Origin of the sequence: Sporolactobacillus terrae (assembly GCF_019930545.1) — a bacterium.
Lineage (GTDB): Bacteria > Bacillota > Bacilli > Bacillales > Sporolactobacillaceae > Sporolactobacillus > Sporolactobacillus terrae.
Genome location: NZ_CP082837.1, coordinates 960,957 through 980,132, shown reverse-complemented (window position 1 = coordinate 980,132; position 19,176 = coordinate 960,957). Strand labels below are relative to the sequence as shown.

Sequence of the window (19,176 nt, the reverse complement as noted above, 5' to 3'; positions counted from 1 at the left end):
TCATGATTAGAACATTGATCATTTTGATTTATCATTATTTATCCAAATTGACAGTGCAATATTTTATTTTATAGGTGTGCAATTTAATATTAAAAATAACAACCTATTCAGAAAGGCATCAAAGAAGAATATGAAAAGACTGAAGAGTACCGTGCTGCTCAGAAACATCATGCTTTAATTGCTGCCTATCAGGACGCTCAGCAAGCCTTTGATGAACTTTACGGCAGGACACTTATAAGACCTGCTATGACGTATTCAACACGCTCCGTGATCCACAGCAGTTAGAACGGTTGAAAGAGCGAAAGCGGCAAAGTGATGAGTATACAAAACGTAGTTACCAATCCTATTCAAGTGATAACTGCGATTGGAGCTCATTACTCGGAAACGTGGGAACAAGTAATTATTCGGATAGCGAGAAAAAGATGCTGAAAAAAATCTACCGTGTTGCCGCCGCCAAGTTTCATCCAGACGTCACTTCAAACCATGACGACACTATGATGAAATTTCTCGGCAAGCTGAAAAAGCAATGGGGCATTTGATCGTCGATGTAGTTACTGCGCATAATTAAGAGGTAACTACGCTTTAGCGAGTGATCTAATCGCTCGTTCTCTCCAAGAAAAAGCGTAGTTACTCTGTATACATTCGAAGCAACTACGTCACTTCTTCCCTTGAAAGGAGGTGAAAATAATGGCCAGTTTTCGAAAACGCGGCGACAAGTGGGAATTCCGGATCATTTACCGTGATCCCGTTACTGAAAAGTACAAGGAGAAAACCAAAGGCGGCTTCCGTACAAAGAAAGAAGCATCTATGGAAGCCGCGGATATTGAAGAAAAAATCTATCTCGGACAGACAACGATTATAAAGAGCCGAGACACGCTTGTAAAGAGTTGGTTGACCGAATGGTTAGAAAGTATATAACGAATCCATCAATGCCAAGACACGAGCATACCGCAAGCATTACATCAATGACATACTCATTCCGGAACTCGGCGGATACCGATTAGCGACGATCAGCAAGACACAATATCAGCGATTCATCAATGGACTGACCAAAAAGTACAAAAAAAGAACCATACAGTCGATTCACTCCATCTTCTGCACGGCCATGAATAAAGCGGTTGAATTGGAAATGCTGCCGTTCAATAAGTTTCAAAACGTATCAATTGCGAAGAAAGACGACGTTGTAAAAACGAATTATCTGACGAAAGACGAAGTCAGCATCTTTATGGATGCGGCAGCTACATCGCCCTTTCATCATTTTATCATGGTCTCCCTGCTTTTACGAACGGGAATGCGGAAAGGCGAAATGCTCGCCCTCACATGGGACGACATCGACCTGGTTCATAAGCGAATTAAGATTACGAAATCACGTGATAAGAGCGGCTGCCACCCGCCTAAGACTGCGTCCAGTATCCGGACGATTGCCATTGACGATACGCTCATCGATCAATTGAAGCAATATCAGACTTGGCAGAAGAAGGAACGTCTCAAACACAAGATATGCTTTGACTCTGAATATATGCTTACTATTCCGAACGGTCGTGAGATGGGCGAATATGGTGTGAACAAGGTCATCAATATGATTCTTGCTAAGACAAGCCTTCACCACATCACACCTCACGGACTGCGTCACACACACGCGATCATGTTACTCGAGAGCGGGGCAGATATCAAGTCTGTGAGTGATCGTTTGGGCCACGCCAATGTCACGATGACCGCGAATGTTTATGTTCATTTTACCCAGAACCTTGAGAACGAAATGGTCTCTAACTTGGACGCTTATCTGGGCAAATAAAATTTACATGGGCAAATTATGGGCAAACGGTTCACATGGGTGCTGAAAACCCCGTCACTGCACGCGTTTAAACATCTTTTCCATTTCGTAGGGCGTGAAATGTACGAGTACTGGGCGGCCATGCGGACAGGTAAACGGATCCTGCGCTTTGCTCAAGCTGTCCAGCAATGCTTGGATCTCATCGGGCCGCAGGTAGTGATTGGCTTTAATCGAACGTTTGCAGGCCATCATTTTGGCCAGCTTTTCACGCAGCTTTTTAATCGAAACTTTCCCCGTTTCAATCAGTTGATGAACGATGTCATTGATCATTTCTTCTTCCCTGCCTTCTGGCAGCCAAGTCGGATAGGAACGGATGATCAGACTACGCGTGCCGAAGGATTCAAAATTCAGCCCAATTTCCTGTAAATAATCTTGATACTCAGTGACTGTTTCATACTCAGAGGCACTGAAATCGAAGGTCATTGGGACAAGCAATTGCTGCACTTCACGCGCGGTTTCGCCAACTTTTTCACGGAAAAATTCATACTTGATGCGTTCTTGAGCCGCATGCTGATCAATAATATACAGCCCGTCCTCATTCTGGGCAAAAATATAGGTTCCGTGCATCTGACCGATCGGGTAAAGCTTCGGCATTCTTCTTTGCGGTTCATCCGATGGAGAATCTTCTACGTCGCTTGTGTCCTGCACAGACTGCTCCAACGTGGTTGCCGATTCATCCTTTCCTGCCATTTGCGATGAAAAAGTATGCGTTTCAGGTTCATGGACTTGTTCCGAAAATGCCTTTTCTGTTTGGGTCTGTTCTGAATGCTCGATCGGTTCTGAGAGATCCGGTCCGGTCACGGCTGTTGGTGAAAAGTCCAAAGTCTGCTGCTCATTTTTCGGTTTTGAAGCACGACTATGGGGTTTTCCGGTTACAGAAGGAATCAGCCGTTCACGATGAAATGCAGAACGAATCGATTCGCTGATCAACGCGCACAATTCTTTCTCCTTGCTGATTCGCGCTTCAAGTTTCGCCGGATGAACGTTCACATCAACAAGAGACGGATCCATCTGTATATGAAGAACACAAATTGGATAGCGTCCAATCATCATTAACGTATGATAGCCCTCCATAATGCTGTTAAAAATCGGATAGTTGCGAATGAAGCGGTTATTAATGAAAATGTAGACGTACTGTCTTCCCGCTCGTGAAATCTGTGGATGCACTGCCAGTCCTTCCACCTTGAAATCAAGTGACTTCCCAGAGAATGGAAATGCTGCTTTCGCCGTGCGCACACCATAAATTGCAGCCAAAACGTGGCTCAATTGGCCACTACCATTTGATTGAAAAACAGTTTTTTGCTCATGAACTAATGTAAAACGTACGTGGGGATAAGCGAGTGCCATTCGGTTGACCACATCGGTCATTTTCCCAAGTTCCGTGTGAATACTTTTCAGATACTTTAATCGTGCCGGCGTATTGTAAAAAAGGCCTTCAACTTTGATTGACGTTCCTTTCCGGCTTTGCGCCAGTCCATCGGCAATCACATGACCGCCTTGCAGTACAAGATGCGTGCCCGGATGCACTCCGTCAGAGGTTGTCAACTCAAGATGTGAAACTGCGGAAATACTTGGCAATGCTTCACCGCGAAACCCCAGTGTCGCAATATGAAAAAGATCGGAATCCTCATGAATTTTACTGGTCGCATGGCGCTCAAAGGCGATGCGACAATCTTCAGGAGCAAAACCGCGACCGTCATCGGTAACCTTTATGCGCTTCAATCCGCCTTCTTCAATCTCAATTAATACTGAGGATGCTTCCGCATCGATCGCGTTTTCCACCAGTTCTTTAACAACCGATGCCGGGCGTTCGACCACTTCCCCAGCTGCTATTTTGTTCGCCAGTGTTTCACTCAGCCTTTTGATGACACCCACGAGAGACTTCTCCTTTCATCCATTTATTTTTTTAATGTTTTCTGAAGCTGAAAGAGCTTGTTCATTGCATCCATCGGCGTCATCGACAATAATTCGATTTTATCTAATTCTTGCAGCACCCTTCGCTCCTGCTTGCTGCGTGGTGGTTGTTCCTGTTCTTTCGGTTCTGTAAAGAGCGCTAATTGCTGCGGTTCTTCCTCGACTTCTTGTGCTGCAGCTGCTTCACCCCGTAAATCGGATTGATTCCCATCATCGGTTACAGAATCTGCAGCTGCATTGCCCTCCAGTCCTTGAAGAATTGTATCCGCGCGCTCAATCAGTGCGTCCGGCAGGCCAGCCAGTTTGGCAACATGGATGCCGTAACTTTTGTCCGCTTGACCTTCAAGCACTTTATGCAGGAAGACAACCGTTCCGTTTTCTTCCATCGCTCCAACATGAATATTTTTCAGCCGCTCGAGCTTCTCTTCAAGAAACGTTAATTCATGATAGTGCGTTGAGAAGAATGTTTTCGCTGCGATGTGGTCATGAATAAATTCAACAATCGCTTGTGCAATCGCAATTCCGTCATAGGTTGACGTTCCGCGACCAATCTCATCGAGCAGGATCAAACTGTTCTGAGTCGCGTGACTCAGCGCATAGTTGGCTTCATCCATTTCAACCATAAACGTACTCTGTCCGGATACAAGATCATCGGCGGCTCCGATGCGGGTAAAAATTTGATCGAAAATCGGCAGCTCCGCATGATCCGCCGGGACAAAACAACCGACCTGCGCCATAATCGCAGTCAATGCAGCTTGGCGCATATACGTACTTTTTCCGCCCATGTTCGGTCCGGTGATCATCAATAGATCACATGTTTCGTCCATTCTAATGTCATTCGCAACAAAAGTGCCGCGCCGCATCACCCGCTCAATGACCGGATGGCGGCTGTTTTTAATTTCAAGTGCCCGTTTATTCGAAAATTGCGGCCGAACATAGCCGTTTTGGTCGCTGACCGAGGCAAAGCTTTGCAGCACATCCAGACTGCTAACAAGTCGCGCTAATTTTTGCAGACGCTCAGACTGTTCTTTAATCTTCAAACGAACATCGCCGAAGATTTGGAACTCAAGACCGACGCGCTTTTCTTCTGCTTCGAGAATGACGCGCTCTTTCTCCTTTAATTCCGGGGTAATAAACCGTTCGGCGTTGGACAACGTTTGTCTGCGTTCATAACGTCCTTCCGGGATCAGCTTCAAATTAGGTTTAGAGACCTCAATATAATAGCCAAACACTCGATTGTAACCGATCTTTAATGATTTAATCCCGGTCGTTTCGCGCTCCTTCGCTTCAAGTTCGGCAATCCAGCGCTTGCCGTTTTTCGATGCATCGCGGTACTGATCCAAGGTTTCATGATAACCCGGTTTAATCATCCCGCCGTCTGAAGTGGTAAACGGAGGGTCATCCACGATTGCATCCGTAATCAGCTCGCGAACCTCCGTACACGGATCCATTTCTTGTTCGTATTGAGCTAACGCTGTTTCATCTAATTCAGCCAATATTCGTTTGATTTCCGGAATTTGTTCCAGCGAGCGTTTCAACTGAACCACTTCGCGCGGGTTAACATTTCCAAAAGAAACCCGGCCGACCAAACGTTCCAGATCATAGACATTACCGAGCAGTGAACGCAAGGTCTCCCGCTCCAGCAAACGCTCTTTTAATGCCGCAACAGCATCCAAGCGCTTTTCAATCTTGCTCTTGCTGAGCAGCGGCTTCTCGATCCACTGCTTCAGCCTTCTTCCGCCCATCGCTGTTTTCACATCGTCGAGCAGCCACAGTAGCGATCCATACGTTTTCTTCTCGCGATTTGTTTGCGTCAATTCCAAATTGCGCCGCGAATGCTGATCAATCATCATATAGGCATTAATTTGATAGACTTCTGCACGTTGAAGATGATCAAGCGAACGTTTTTGCGTGTTTACCAGGTAGCTGAGTAGCTTGCCCAGCGGATCGATTAATTTTTTCTGATCAATGCCCACGGCAATCTTTTGTAATGGGTCGGGTACTTGACTCGCATCGCTTTCAGAGAAAGTCATATTCAAGCGTTCAACCATTTCTTCTTTTTTATCCGGATCAAAATTGGACGCAAGAATCAGTTCGCGCACATCATTGGCATCCAGTTCTTGAATCACACCATCCCAACCGGAAATCAGCGTCACCCGTATTTCACCCGTCGTCAAATCGCTCAAGGCCAGTCCAAATGAACCGTCTTTGGCGGCAGTCAACGCAGCCAGATAGTTATTTTTTTTCGGCTGAAGCGACTCGTCTTCCATGATTGTTCCCGGCGTGATCATTTGAATTACTTCACGGCGCACCATGCCCTTGGCAAGCTTTGGATCTTCCATCTGTTCACATATCGCTATTTTATAGCCTTTATCAATGAGCACCTTAATATATTGTTTTGCAGCATGGTAAGGAACCCCGCACATCGGAATATACTCGTCCTTCCCACCGTTTCTTGAAGTCAGTGCAATCTCCAATTCTTTCGATGCTTTTTTCGCGTCATCGAAAAAGAGTTCATAGAAATCACCAAGTCGAAAAAAAAGAAAAGCGTCTTGGTACTGCGCCTTAATTGCTAAATATTGCTGAATCATTGGGGTATAGCTCATAATCTGTTCATTCCACCTTGCGCTTTTCCTGCGGTTTATTATCCTATTATTATAGCACAGGGCAGCTGCTTTCTGCTTTGCTCTTACGTGAAAACCAAAGTGCCCGATAACAAAATTGAGTGATATAATGGAAAAAATAATCAGGAAAGGAACACCTGTATATGAATGAAAGTTTGCAATCTTTAAAGAAAAATGTACATACTGTGTTAACGGGAAAAGATCGATTAGTTGAGCTTGTTTTTATCGCCATGATCTGCGAAGGTCATTTGCTTATGGAAGACGTACCGGGAACGGGAAAAACAATGATGGCGAAGCTTATTGCAAAATCAATAAAGGGTCGCTTCACACGTGTCCAATTCACACCTGATTTGCTACCGTCTGATATCACGGGAATTAAGTTTTTCAATCCGAAAACACAAGCATTTGAATTGCAGTTAGGTCCTGTCATGACAAACGTTTTACTGGCAGACGAAATCAACCGTGCGACCCCACGTGCACAGTCCAGTCTTCTTGAAGTCATGGAGGAACGTCAAGTGACCATTGAAGGCGAAACCTTTGCCATTGAAAAACCTTTTCTTGTCATCGCAACGCAAAATCCAATTGAATCTCATGGCACCTTTGCACTTCCTGAAGCACAAATGGATCGCTTCTTCATGCAGATTTCTTCCGGATACCCAACCTTTGATGAAGAAAAGGAGATGCTTCATCTCCATCGTTCCGGAAATCCATTGGAAAAAATCCAGCCGGTTATTACGAAACAAACGCTTCTTACGCTGCAGGGACAAGTGAAACAAATTCATGTCAGCGAAGCTGTCGAGCACTATCTTCTCGAAATCGTCCGAGCCACCCGAGATAATACTTGGATCGCAAATGGGGTCAGCCCTCGTGGAACGCTTGCCTTTATGCGCAGCGTGCAAGCTAAGGCGTTGGTGAGCGGACGCGATTACGTTGTTCCCGAGGATGTAAAAAGTATGGCAGTTCCTGTGCTTGCACATCGTCTCGTTCTTTCGATGGAAGGCGAGCTGCATGCGACCAAAAGGCAGATCATTGATGATGTTCTGGAACATACAGCTGTACCCGTTGAATCAGGGGCTTCGCAAAAATGAAAGGATACGCAACCGATTGGCAGTCACGTAATCAGACTCTTTTCTATTTTTTTGGTACCTTGGTGTTTTTTGTCGGATTTATAGGAAACTCATTTTTATGCTCACTAACCGGGCTTATCTTTGTTATTTGTGCTTTTCTTTCGAAATGGTATGTGCTGAACATGATTCGTACCTTTGTTATTGAAAATCAACAACATGATTTGCGCTTATCGGTAGGCGATGAGAGGATCCTTAAAATTAGTCTTGAAAATCGCTCGCCAATACCCTTCTTTTCACTTAAAGGAAGAATCGCTGCAGACAAAAATGTCGTTTTTCCCAATGACAATAGCAAGGGGCAGAATTCTGCTTACAGCTTTACAATCACGGGTCCCGCTCATGGAAAAGTTATTGTCCATTGTCCCGTCACTGCATTGCAACGCGGGATTGCGCGCGTTCGCTCGCTTGAATTTATCTGTTCGGATCCACTTCATATTGTCCGCTGTTCGATACATTTTGATCAATTTCTGAAAAGCAATGTGGTGGTTTATCCTGATCCAGAGCCTGTCCATCAGCTTAATCTCATTCCTCCTCAGATCTCGGGCACACGCTCTGCCAAGCATTCACTCTATCACGATGTTTCAGCACCTTCCGGAATTCGTGATTATACCTACTCCGATCCATTTAAATACGTTCACTGGAAAGCGAGCGCCCGAACTGGTCGTCTTCAGACAAAAACGTTCGAGCAAGTTGCCGATCAGAACTGGATGTTTCTTTTTCTGAATCAACCAAACTCTGTGCATCATCAGCCGCTAGCAGATTTTGAACAGCGGGTCGCTGCTGCAGCATGGCTCGCTCAGGAGGCGTGTCGACGAACCATTGACACGTCCCTCTACTGCAATACGAAATCAATTGGTCAACAAATGATCGGCATTGAATCAGGAAAAGGAGAGGTTCAGCTTCGAAAAACATGGGAGTTGCTCGCGTTTATTCAAGCTTGGCAAATGAAAACCCCCATCACTCAAGCACTGAAATGGATTGACCGCAAACTGGGTCAGCCGCAAATTTTAATTTTCTTGACTCTGGATCAGCCGGAGCTTGCTGCACCTTTTCTCGAAAAATGGTTAAAAACCGGGCATCAACTCTTTATGCTACGCCGAGTTGATAAGCGCTGTATTCTTGAACAGGTTGAGAAAGGAGCATCCGCAGTTGGTAGCATTTAAACACTTACTCACCTTTATCCTGTACCTCGTGTGTGAATGGTTATTTTGTTTTCTTGTCCTTTTGCCGTTCATTGCCCATCAATGGGCACCGCTTATTCTATTTGCTTGTTTAGCAGTGATCCATATGCTCTTATTGGGCAGTCTGCAAAAATTACGGCATGTAACATTCGCTGCCTTTCTCAGTGTTTCCGTGTTGATCGGTCTTGCAGCGCTTATTCTCTTCCATCTCAGTCTCTTTGCGAGTATGCTTTTAACCGCGCTACTTACCTACTTCTCAATTCGAGGTGATGAGGGACGAAGTGTAGAGCGGCTCTGGCGACTGATTGTACTCTTTGCAGCTGTTGTCTGCATTTATGCCCTTTTTACACCAATCCGTCATCCATCTGCACTTTTTATATTGCTCATTGCAGAACTGGCAGCTGCGCTCACTTTGATTCATCTAACAAGCGGAATACGCGGACATGTTTTGCTTTTGATTTCCGGAATACTAGCAGTTACCGCATGCATCACATCGATGATCGCCGCTTTGTTGAAGCCGGCAGTGACATTCATTTATGATTCCTTGTTTAATTTCATTGTTAAACCGCTCAGTTATGGAGCGTTTTCAGTGCTGTTTGGTTGGCTGAACGGGCGTTTAACGCCGCACGCCAATAGTGAAATAAAGCGTGCACTTCAACGTTCAAGCACCGAAAAAAAAACGTCAATGCAGAAAATAGTCCCTGATGCACAAGCTAACTTTAACTTTGGTTTGCTGTTCGGTATTCTGATTGCAGTCTTGCTCCTGCTCATTGCTTTTTGGCAGCTGCGGCGCATTAACATGAGTAAAGCAAAAAAGAACGTGCAGGATGATGCGATAAAAACTGAAAAAATTCCACTTCAGAGTGCCCCCAAGCGAGACAGGAAACCTATTCGATTATCTGCGCCCAAACACACCGTTCGGCGCGCAATCTACCGGCTTCAAAAACAGGCGAAAAAAGTGGGATGCGGTCGGCACCCTTACGAATCACTGCAAGAATGGTTATTCCGGTTAAATCTAAACGCAACAGATCGTTTAATCACTTATTATGAAAAAGTACGCTATGGGAATCAGGAACTGACTGCTTCTGAACAGGCGATGTATCTTGACAGCGTGCATGATGCTGAGAAACAACTAAAACGTTTAAAGTAAAACCTGCCCTTAAGAAAACCCAACTATGATAAAATGAAACGAGGAAAACGAAGGGAAGAACATCCAAATATGTGATTGACGTATTCATTCTAAAATTCAAGAAATCAATTGAATAGGAGTGAATACGTCATGAGAAGCAAGCATTTTTATTACCTATGGCTTGGACAGTCTCTTGCAAACTTGGGCGATGTCTTTTACCTTGTCGGTTTAATGGCACTTCTGTATCGCTTGACGGACGCTGCCGTAACGATTGCGTTTGTTCCTTTTTTAAGCACCGGATCACGTTTTGTCAGTGCGACCATTGCACCCATCGTTCTCGAATGGATGGGGCTCAAACGTTGTCTTGCCATTTCGCAAACCGCTAAAACCCTCTTTTTATTGGCCTTTCTCTTGACTTCAATCGCATTAACTGATCGAATCGGCAGTATTGCCCTTGCTTTTCTCATTCTCGTATTGATCAGTTTTCTCGATGGATGGGCAGCGCCTGCGCGCGGAGCATTGGTTCCACTGCTTATATCTAAAAAGAAGTTGCTCGCGGTAAACAGCTTTCTTTCCTTACTTGATCAGTGTATGGCGATGCTCGGTTGGGGATTGGGCGGTTTGCTGGTCGTACAGATTGGAAGTTACAAGCTCTTAGCATTAACTTTACTTCTTTATGCGATCAGTTCAATAGGCATGGCGTTGATTAAAGTAAACGAAGCAAACGCAAAAAAAGCGAACCAGCCGAAATGGACGCTTATGAAGAAAGGTTGGCTGACGGTCTGGCGTCATCCATCGCTGCGCATCATTTTCATCATTGATTCACTGAGCACGGTTGCCGATGTTGTGTGGATTGCAGCGATCATCTACATTTTTGTCGATAAGGTATTGCATGTTGATGCATCATGGTGGGGATCTATTAATTTCAGTTTTTTTGCCGGGCTGATGCTGGCCAGTCTTTGCGGGATGCGCTGGAATCGGCATATCAAACATCAGGCAGCATTCTACGCGCAATTTAGTTCGCTTTTGGCCTGTATCTTCACCTTTTTGTTCGGCATCAACTCGATTCCGATAATGGCACTCGTCCTTTCACTTTTATATGGGCTTGCCGTTCAATTAAAAGCAACAATTTTTCTCACGATTGAGCAAACCTGCGTGCCTCCGAAGCAGTTGGCCAATGTCTTTTCGGCAGCTGATGCCGTTCAATCTGTTTTATTTGCTATTGGCAGTCTTCTCATTGGCATGTTAGCGGACTGGCTCGGCGTCCGTACCGTTTTTATCATTTCTGCATTCCTTCTGATGCTGGAATGCGCCATCCTATTCATGCGGCGAAAACAACTTTTCATGTATGGAACACGACAGGATACTTAATCGATTCGATTCCAAAAAGCCATGATCCAATACGCGATCATGGCTTTTTTATGCAAGAAAACCGGGTAACATGCCCGGTTCTTGGCTTACCGCTGCTCGCTCAGGGCACCAGAGACGATGGCGATTCTTTAGCTTAGCGGTCCAAGCGCGTTCAAGCGTTTTTGGTTTTCACCCAACGAATAAAAAAAGTCGCAGGTGCTGCACCTACGCATTAATCATCACTATTTCTTGCCTGAGATGAATACCCTTTCTTTTAGTCGTTATCTTTCTCTTCATCGGTTAAAAGTTCTGAGTCCAGACCGTCTAACTCCGAATCCAGATCTTCGTCGTCAACATCGTCTGCCTCAACCAGTCCATTGTCATCGACCTGAACTTTAACCTTTGTTTCACCAATAACTTCAACGAGGAATTCGCGCTCTACTTTTGCGACAATTTCTCCTTCTGAAATCTTTGCTTCCAAGCAATTTGGTTCCTGCAATGCGCGACAAGAAACATCGACCTGATCCGAAGTCACTTGTTTATCGCGCAAGGTCAACGGTACACGATCTTGATAACTGACGGTTTTACAAACAACTTCGGTTTTCGTATTGTCATTATACGAATACCATGTGTTAATGTCATAGGTCCCTTCGACAAGAACCGCATCCTTATGATAGGTAGTTTTATAGTTATTGTTGATGACCCAGCATCCAAGGATGTTCGAAGGTTTGTGCAATGGTGTCACTGTGTGCGCGGATTGGCTGAATTTTTTCCCTTTTCCGCATATGGCTTTCGTTATAATTTCCCGATATACATTCTCTGCCAAAAGTCGAAACCTCCTTTGCCTTCTTCACTTCATGTTATGCAGGGCGAATGCCACGTGTGATACAAAAAGAAGACGCAGGAATGAAAAAAAGCTTCTCTATTGAGAAGCTTATAAAACGCCAGAAGTACAGCATGCTCCCATTACTCTTCCGGACTTGGATTTTCACTTTTTGGGACAACGCGCTGGGAAATTAAATGAGTCAGCATTTGCAGGAAGTCATTAAGCTCTTCCTGTGACTGCCTAAACTCCTGAACGACTGGAATTGCATCGAGTTCCGCCTGCAATTGATCGATAATTGCCTCGTTCCGATGATAGGCTTCTGTTTTGCCAAAATGTTGCAGGTTTACCGATTCTTTTTGATACTGTTTGATCCTTTCAACCAACTGCTGAACTTTTTTATTAGCACTGATTTTTTCTTCAGCTTGTTTGTAAAAGCGAACTTGATCCGACTCAGACAGCTGTCGCGCAAGTCGTTCAGCTTTAGCAACTAGTTCTTCTTTCGAGTAATAATGCTCCATCAACGGACACCTTGCGTTTCTTCTTGCCATTCGCCATTCAGCGACCACATTTTCGCATTGGTAATTTTTACATTCACCAATTCACCAATGAGCGATTTCGGTCCCCTGAAATTGACCACCTTATTGGTTCGTGTATGACCGGAAAGCACTTCAGGATTTTTGCGACTTTCGCCTTCAACCAGCACTTCAACCGTTTGATCCTGATATTTTGCATTACTTTTAGCCGAAAATTCATCCATCAGTTTATTCAAGCGCTGCAGACGCACTTTTTTGACTTCCATTGGAACGTTATCTTTCATCCGAGCGGCCGGAGTGCCTGCTCGTGGCGAATAAATGAACGTAAATCCACCGTCGAATTCACATTCTCGTACGAGTGACAGGGTTTCCTCAAACTGTTCATCCGTTTCATTCGGAAAACCAACAATGATGTCTGTTGTAAATGAGGCATTAGGAACCGCGTCTTTTATTTTATGGAACAACTCAAGATAACGCTCGCGTGTATAGCCTCGGCCCATAATTTTAAGGACATCCGAACTGCCTGATTGTACCGGCAGGTGGATGTGCTCGCACAGATTGCCACCCTTAGCAAGCACTTCAATCAGATGGTCGTCAAAATCTTTTGGATGACTGGTTGTGAAACGGACGCGCGGAATGCCAATCCGACGAATCTCATCCATTAAATTACCTAGACCGTAGTTTTGCAAATCCGGGAGATCTTTACCATAGGCATTAACATTCTGACCGAGCAGCGTAATCTCTTTATAGCCTTGACGTGCTAATTCACGCACTTCCTGAATGATTTCTTGAGGGTGCCTGCTCCTTTCTTTTCCCCGCGTATAAGGAACAATACAATAGGTGCAGAACTTGTCACAACCGTACATAATGTTGACCCACGCTTGAAAATGGCCGCGACGCGACTGGGGCAGATTTTCAACAATATCTCCCTCTTTTGACCAGACTTCAACAACCATCTCTTTACTGAAAAGCGCTTCCTTAAGTAACTGCGGCAGACGATGGATATTATGCGTGCCGAAAATCAGATCCACTTGTGGGTGCTTGGCAAGAATCTTGTTAACCACGACCTCTTCCTGAGCCATGCAACCGCAGACCCCGAGGATCAATCCAGGCTTTTCAAGCTTTAATGTTTTTAAAGTCCCAATATGGCCAAACACTTTATTTTCGGCGTTCTCGCGAATGGCACATGTATTGATCAGGATTACATCTGCCAGCTTGGGATCATCTGTTTCGTGATAGCCCATCTTTTCTAAAATGCCGGCCATGACCTCTGTATCATGTTCGTTCATTTGGCAACCGTATGTCTCAATCAAGTACTGTTTTCCTCGACCAATTGCTGCCATATCCTCAGGAATACTGAAATCATTTATAATTTGAACCGCTTGTCTGCGACGCCTGCGTGCATCTTTTAACGACGGCGGTTGAAAATATTTAGAAAAATCAACTTTGCTTGATGTCTGTTCAGACACGATGCAACCTCTCCTTCAAAATCTCATTCCTAAATTATAGCAAACTCAAGTCTGATATGAAAGAAAGAGAACGATTTCCCAGCGAATCGCCTGCCATCCAGCGTGTTCGCAATGCTTTTCTACCTTGAAGAGTGTATAACATAGGTAACAATTTAATCCTCTTAGCAGACGACATGATAAGATAATGGTTATACTTTTTTGAACGTTATTATGGAGGGTGAATGATGATTCTATTAGCACAAAATAGAAATTTTCGATTGTTGTTTTCTGCTCGTTTAATTACAAACATTGGTGATAGTGTCTATTTTATTGCAGCGATGTGGCTCGTGTACCAATTAAGTGGATCATCTTTCTTTTCCGGACTTGCCGGCTTTTTGACCATGATGCCCCGCACGTTGCAATTTCTGATCGGACCGATTATTGATCGTTATTCAATTAAAAAGTTATTAGTCGGCACACAACTGGCCCAAGCCTGCCTGCTCGCAATCATTCCTGCTGCTGCATTAACCGGAAATCTCTCAGTTACTCTGATTCTGATTATTATGCCGGTGGTCTCGTTCCTCAATCAATTTTCTTTTCCTGCTGAAAGTGCACTGATTCCGCAAATCATGAAAAAAGAACAATGGATTCAAGCGAATAGTTTAATGACACTTGCTTATCAAGGAACGGATGCTGCCTTTCAAGCGATAGGCGGTGCACTCGTTGCATTACTTGGCGCCGTTTCGATGTATAATGCCGATATCCTTTCATTTGGTTTTGCGATTGTACTATTTACAATGCTCAAATTACCCGAGCATCCCCAAGCGTCAACCAAACAAACCATTCCCGATCAGTGTAAGCAATATTTTATTGATTTGCGTGAAGGATTTCGTATGGTCATTCATTCCATTATCGGTAAAATGATGGTTGGTTCGTTAATGACCAACTTTGCATTGGGCGCATTAGTTGCTGTTTTACCGGCATACTCCGATCACTTGGGTGGCCCCGGTATGTATGGATTAATGATGGCCGGGATGGCAGTGGGTACCTTAATTGGTGCGCTGGTTGCCCGCTGCTTTAAAAACAAACCGGTTGGAAAAATGCTGATCTTTGGTTATTCCATTGGATTTCTGCTTTGGCTTGCAGCAGCACTTGTTCCAAATCCAATGCTCTCTTTCATCTTATTCTCGGTTAGCCTTGTTTTTCCCGGGTGTAACAATGTTCTCAATTTTACACTGATTCAAAACGTTGTGCCGCAACACTTGCTCGCCCGTGCCATGTCACTTGTTGCAAGTCTCGCAACCTGTATTATGCCGCTCGGATCACTTGTCGGTGGCTCACTAAGCGATCTTTTCGGATCACCGATAATCTTTGCCGCTTCCAGCATTGGTTTTTTCCTATATGCCGCATACGTTGCGCTCATGCCATCACTGCGACGTTTGCCTGCTGCAGCAGCGGTAAACCCCGAAAATTATGGCTTTTCCGCATAAACAGAAGCCATTCATGGACAAAGTCATGCTTAATGAACGCTTTTTTCCGCGTTGATGATGGATTCACCCCGGCATCGAATCGCCATATCAGCTCAATTCAGTCTCATGACCAGCTGTTTTCCGCCTGTAGTCTGATTTATTGCGCTGATCCCTCTGATACATTAGAGTCAACAAATCAAATTGAACTTCGGAGGATTGTCCGTGAATGAAACGTTTATTTCGTAATCGAAATTTTTCTATCCTTTTTATCGGTCGGTTAATCACCAATATCGGTGACAGTATGTATTACATCGCAGCCATGTGGCTCGTCTACAAGCTGGGAGGTTCCGCTTTCTACTCAGGACTTGCAGGCTTTCTGACGATGCTGCCGCAGTCGCTTCAATTCATCACAGGTCCCATTGTCGACCGCTGCTCAATAAGAAAGCTGCTCATCGTAACACAAGTTCTTCAAGCCATTTTATTGAGCTTGATTCCAATTGCCTATTATTGGCATATGCTCTCGGTAACGCTCGTTCTTATTGTCATGCCACTCGCGGCTTGTTTAAATCAAGTTTCCTTTCCTGCAGAAAGCGCACTCATCCCGCAAATTTTGTCCAAAGCGCTGCGTGTCCGTGCAAATTCACTGATGGCTGTCGCCCAGCAAGGAACGGATGCCGCGTTCAATGCAATTAGTGGTGCGCTGGTTGCACTCGTCGGGGCAATCGCCTTGTATTCTGCCGACATTCTTACTTTCTTTATTGCAGCACTACTTTTTTCAGCATTAAAGCTGCACCATGCTCCATTAGATCAAAAAACACTTTCCCTTAAAGAACAAGCAAACCATTATTTCATTGATCTTAGAGAAGGCTTTCAGCTCGTTTTTCATTCGTTTCTTGCAAAAATCCTTGTGGCAAGTGCCATCACAAATTTTGTTTTTGGTGCGATGATGGCTTCACTACCTGCGTATTCAGACACAATCGGAGGAGCAAAAACTTACGGTCTCTTGCTTGCCGGCATGTCCATTGGCAGTCTGATTGGTGCAGGATCTGCCGGGCTTTTTGAGCGTTTTGCTTTCGGCCATCTGATGATTGCCGGCTACACACTCGGCTTTCTATGCTGGCTGACTTCACTGTTCGTCCCGGTTCTTTCATTAAAAATCATTCTTTTCTCTTCCAGCATGATACCAATTGGCTTAACAAACGTACTCAGCTTTGCCATGATGCAAAATATCATTCCGCAACACCTCATGGCGCGATCTATATCGGTTGTAGCGAGCATCTCCTCGTGCATCATGCCGATTGGCTCACTGATTGGCGGCGCACTGAGTGCACTCCTTGGTGCGCGTCTGGTGTTTGCATCGGCAAGCATCAGTCTCTTATTTCTCGCCCTCTACATCTTCATAGTACCCATTCTGCGTCGTATCCCGGCAATTCATCAGGTTCAACCGGAGAAATACGGGTTTCATTCGCTCGCCGCTGATGAGAAATGATCGTATCTCAAAATTTGATAGAAAAAGCAGCATGCACATCGCTCGCATGCTGCTTTTTCATTGGTGAATCAGCTGATCACCAATATGACGGATAATCTGGCTCCGACTTACCAAGCCAACGACATGTCGTTCATCATCAACAACCGGGATCTGTTTGATGTGGTGGTGGGAAAGGATGCGTAATACAGCGTCAATGTCTTGCTCTCTTCTAACCGTTTGCACATTCCTTTTTTTCATAACGCCGTTCACCTGCAGATCAAGCAAGTCTTTTAATTTATCTTGTGATATTTCGACATCAATGGCTTCTATCAAAGAATAAAGATCATAGATTGTTTTCTGTTTCGGCATCATCTTTCTCAAAACATCACCGTCACTAATGTAACCGACCAACTGATGGGCAAAATTAACGACAGGCGCACCGCCTATTTTGTGGTCAATCATAAGCTTAATGAATGCTTTCAGCGAATCTGTTTCAGTAATGGTTACGACATGGTTCAGCATTAATTGTTCCACAAGCATGGCTGCCGCCTCCTTATCATAAAACCACTGATCTCCTTCTTTATTATAACATATAAATGTAAGCGTTTTATACGTTAAACTGACTTAGCACGCTCAATCGAATGACTTTCCCTCTGGGTGTTAAAGTTGCGCACACGCAAAGCTACGGCCTGTTTCACCGAGACAGTTAAAAAGAATCACAGCCGGAAGCACGGTAAGCAGCAGCAACAACGTTTTAAAACTGGCATAGTCATCTTCTTCAAGAATATAGTAATTTATGGGCAATCCTCATAAGGAGATGACATTCGGAAATGGACGTGTTAAAAGTTTCAGCAAGATCTGTACCTAACTCTGTTGCTGGTGCCCTTGCACATGCAATGAGGGAACAAAAATCAGCAGAAATACAGGCGATTGGCGCAGGAGCATTAAATCAAGCAGTAAAGGCGGTTGCCATTGCCAGGGGATTTGTTGCTCCTAGCGGGCTCGATTTAATCTGCATTCCTGCGTTTACGGATATTCTGATCGATGGCGAGGAACGGACGGCGATTAAGCTAATTATTGAGTCTAGATAGACCGCTCAGCTCATGACTTATTTTTCATGAAGCACACAATCTGTTTATGCCCATAGAAAAAAGCATGCAGCATTGCATGCTTTTTCATTTGTGCCTTTGATGTTTCTTTCGTACAGGTATTTAGTCAAAAAATAAATGATCGTCATTAATTAATAGGCGTTTAATGTCAGTTGCTTTTCCTGTTTTATCATCAATCTGAATGAGGACCGCGCCAAGCTGACCCGCACCCTCTTCACTCTCAAACCGGACCGGCATTGCCGTAACAAAGCGTTTGGTTACTGCTGCACGCTGCACGCCAATAATTCCATTATACGGACCGGTCATCCCGACATCGGTAAGATAGGCTGTGCCTTGTGGAAATATGCGCTCATCGGCTGTCTGGACATGGGTATGTGTTCCTACAATTGCCGAGATCCTGCCATCTAGATACCAGCCGAGCGCGAGTTTTTCACTGGTCGTTTCCGCATGCATATCAACAAAGATGATCGGCGTTTTCTTACGTGCTTCGTCAATCAGTTCGTCTGCGATACGGAACGGATCATCGAGCGCGGGAAGAAAAACGCGTCCTTGAAGATTAATGACCGCCACCTGACGATTGTGCGGCAGATGAATGTAACGAATTCCTGTTCCTGGAGTACCTTCGGGAAAATTAGCCGGTCGGACCAGCTGTTTTGCCTCATCAACAAATTCTAAAATTTCGCGGTTATCCCAAGTATGGTTGCCCATCGTCAGCATATCTGCTCCCGCCTCAAGCAGCTTATGATAGATTTTTTTCGTTAAGCCTTTGCCATGTGCTGCATTTTCTGCATTTACAATGGTTACGGTTGGTTGAAACTTATTCTTCAATTTCGGTAGGTAGTCCTCAATCATTTGCCTACCGGTTCGTCCATACACGTCGCCAACAAATAATAATTTCATCATTCACGCTCTTTTCTTCTAGTAAAACCTTATCTTTTTTGATTGAGAAAAACCAAGCTGTGCTTAGTCCTTTATCTCCAGCCATATGTGAGGGGCTCGTGTCTTTTCGGTGCTGAATCACCGCTTGCCGCGGGCGCCAGAGTACCTCCGCTTTGATTCTTAGCCAAGACACTGGTCTATTGGGTACTACCGCAGGATGCGGTGGTTTTCGCGTTGCAACAGGAGGTATGTGCACTTAGCGAAAGTTCCTACTTCCAATCTTGTACT

At 44.7% G+C, this 19,176-nt stretch carries 17 protein-coding genes and 1 pseudogene; 11 read left to right on the top strand and 7 right to left on the bottom strand.

All coding sequences use genetic code 11. The annotated features are described in order from the left end of the window. The first annotated feature begins 290 nt into the window (after nucleotides 1-290). The 4 genes and pseudogenes from K7399_RS04470 (at nucleotide 291) to K7399_RS04455 (ending at nucleotide 1,795) form a co-directional block, all read left to right on the top strand. Nucleotides 291-539 carry a hypothetical protein gene (locus K7399_RS04470; RefSeq protein WP_128166611.1) on the top strand — a complete coding sequence of 83 codons (249 nt, stop codon included), beginning with the start codon at nucleotides 291-293 and terminating at the stop codon, nucleotides 537-539. A 148-nt stretch (nucleotides 540-687) separates the two neighbouring features. Next, a complete protein-coding gene (locus K7399_RS04465) occupies nucleotides 688-918 on the top strand; it encodes an Arm DNA-binding domain-containing protein (RefSeq protein WP_223362485.1) in 231 nt (76 codons plus the stop codon). Between the two features lie 7 nt (nucleotides 919-925). Next, nucleotides 926-988: pseudogene (locus tag K7399_RS16245) on the top strand (hypothetical protein); the annotation flags it as partial. Between the two features lie 117 nt (nucleotides 989-1,105). Continuing rightward, nucleotides 1,106-1,795, top strand: coding sequence for a site-specific integrase (locus K7399_RS04455; RefSeq protein WP_223362484.1), 690 nt, complete (start codon nucleotides 1,106-1,108; stop codon nucleotides 1,793-1,795). Between the two features lie 54 nt (nucleotides 1,796-1,849). Here K7399_RS04455 and mutL read toward each other — a convergent pair whose 3' ends face one another. Both mutL and mutS read right to left on the bottom strand, forming a co-directional pair. Next, nucleotides 1,850-3,709, bottom strand: coding sequence for a DNA mismatch repair endonuclease MutL (gene mutL, locus K7399_RS04450; RefSeq protein ID WP_028983042.1), 1,860 nt, complete (start codon nucleotides 3,707-3,709; stop codon nucleotides 1,850-1,852). A gap of 23 nt (nucleotides 3,710-3,732) precedes the next feature. Next, nucleotides 3,733-6,354, bottom strand: coding sequence for a DNA mismatch repair protein MutS (gene mutS / locus K7399_RS04445; RefSeq protein ID WP_028975747.1), 2,622 nt, complete (start codon nucleotides 6,352-6,354; stop codon nucleotides 3,733-3,735). A 161-nt stretch (nucleotides 6,355-6,515) separates the two neighbouring features. On the opposite strand from mutS, the gene K7399_RS04440 reads away from it, so the two are divergent. The 4 genes from K7399_RS04440 (at nucleotide 6,516) to K7399_RS04425 (ending at nucleotide 11,177) form a co-directional block, all read left to right on the top strand. Continuing rightward, nucleotides 6,516-7,460 (top strand): AAA family ATPase, encoded by a 945-nt coding sequence (locus tag K7399_RS04440; RefSeq protein ID WP_028975746.1) that lies wholly within the window; start codon nucleotides 6,516-6,518, stop codon nucleotides 7,458-7,460. Next, nucleotides 7,457-8,659 (top strand): DUF58 domain-containing protein, encoded by a 1,203-nt coding sequence (locus K7399_RS04435; RefSeq protein ID WP_028975745.1) that lies wholly within the window; start codon nucleotides 7,457-7,459, stop codon nucleotides 8,657-8,659. Before K7399_RS04440 ends, K7399_RS04435 begins: the two co-directional genes overlap by 4 nt. Then, complete coding sequence (locus K7399_RS04430) at nucleotides 8,646-9,827, top strand: DUF4129 domain-containing protein (protein WP_028975744.1); 1,182 nt, start codon at nucleotides 8,646-8,648, stop codon at nucleotides 9,825-9,827. Before K7399_RS04435 ends, K7399_RS04430 begins: the two co-directional genes overlap by 14 nt. 129 nt (nucleotides 9,828-9,956) lie before the next feature. Next, nucleotides 9,957-11,177, top strand: coding sequence for an MFS transporter (locus K7399_RS04425; RefSeq protein ID WP_028975743.1), 1,221 nt, complete (start codon nucleotides 9,957-9,959; stop codon nucleotides 11,175-11,177). 253 nt (nucleotides 11,178-11,430) lie between these two features. Here the strand turns inward: K7399_RS04425 and cotE are convergent, their stop codons facing one another. The 3 genes from cotE to miaB all read right to left on the bottom strand — a co-directional run bounded on the left by cotE (nucleotide 11,431) and on the right by miaB (nucleotide 13,984). Next, nucleotides 11,431-11,982: an outer spore coat protein CotE gene (gene cotE, locus K7399_RS04420; protein WP_028975742.1), complete on the bottom strand. Its 552-nt coding sequence runs from the start codon at nucleotides 11,980-11,982 to the stop codon at nucleotides 11,431-11,433. Nucleotides 11,983-12,122: 140 nt separating this feature from the next. Further along, a complete protein-coding gene (locus tag K7399_RS04415; protein ID WP_128166609.1) occupies nucleotides 12,123-12,500 on the bottom strand; it encodes a YlbF/YmcA family competence regulator in 378 nt (125 codons plus the stop codon). Beyond that, the gene (miaB, locus tag K7399_RS04410) at nucleotides 12,500-13,984 is read right to left on the bottom strand and encodes a tRNA (N6-isopentenyl adenosine(37)-C2)-methylthiotransferase MiaB (RefSeq protein ID WP_028975740.1); all 1,485 of its coding nucleotides are present in this window, start codon (nucleotides 13,982-13,984) and stop codon (nucleotides 12,500-12,502) included. Before miaB ends, K7399_RS04415 begins: the two co-directional genes overlap by 1 nt. Nucleotides 13,985-14,205: 221 nt before the next feature. Between miaB and K7399_RS04405 the strand changes: the two genes are divergently transcribed. Together K7399_RS04405 and K7399_RS04400 are read left to right on the top strand one after the other, a co-directional pair. Next, the gene (locus K7399_RS04405) at nucleotides 14,206-15,453 is read left to right on the top strand and encodes an MFS transporter (protein WP_223362483.1); all 1,248 of its coding nucleotides are present in this window, start codon (nucleotides 14,206-14,208) and stop codon (nucleotides 15,451-15,453) included. 205 nt (nucleotides 15,454-15,658) lie between these two features. Further along, nucleotides 15,659-16,921 (top strand): MFS transporter, encoded by a 1,263-nt coding sequence (locus K7399_RS04400; RefSeq protein WP_028975738.1) that lies wholly within the window; start codon nucleotides 15,659-15,661, stop codon nucleotides 16,919-16,921. 57 nt (nucleotides 16,922-16,978) lie between these two features. On the opposite strand, the gene K7399_RS04395 is transcribed toward K7399_RS04400, so the two are convergent. After that, nucleotides 16,979-17,440, bottom strand: a complete 462-nt coding sequence (locus K7399_RS04395; protein ID WP_028975737.1) for a CBS domain-containing protein — start codon at nucleotides 17,438-17,440, stop codon at nucleotides 16,979-16,981. Between the two features lie 290 nt (nucleotides 17,441-17,730). Here K7399_RS04395 and K7399_RS04390 point away from each other — a divergent pair, with 290 nt between their 5' ends. After that, on the top strand, nucleotides 17,731-17,991 hold the full coding sequence (locus K7399_RS04390; protein ID WP_010023072.1) for a stage V sporulation protein S: 261 nt from the start codon (nucleotides 17,731-17,733) through the stop codon (nucleotides 17,989-17,991). Between the two features lie 120 nt (nucleotides 17,992-18,111). Here the strand turns inward: K7399_RS04390 and K7399_RS04385 are convergent, their stop codons facing one another. Next, the gene (locus K7399_RS04385) at nucleotides 18,112-18,909 is read right to left on the bottom strand and encodes a TIGR00282 family metallophosphoesterase (protein WP_028975736.1); all 798 of its coding nucleotides are present in this window, start codon (nucleotides 18,907-18,909) and stop codon (nucleotides 18,112-18,114) included. Between the last annotated feature and the right edge of the window lie 267 nt (nucleotides 18,910-19,176).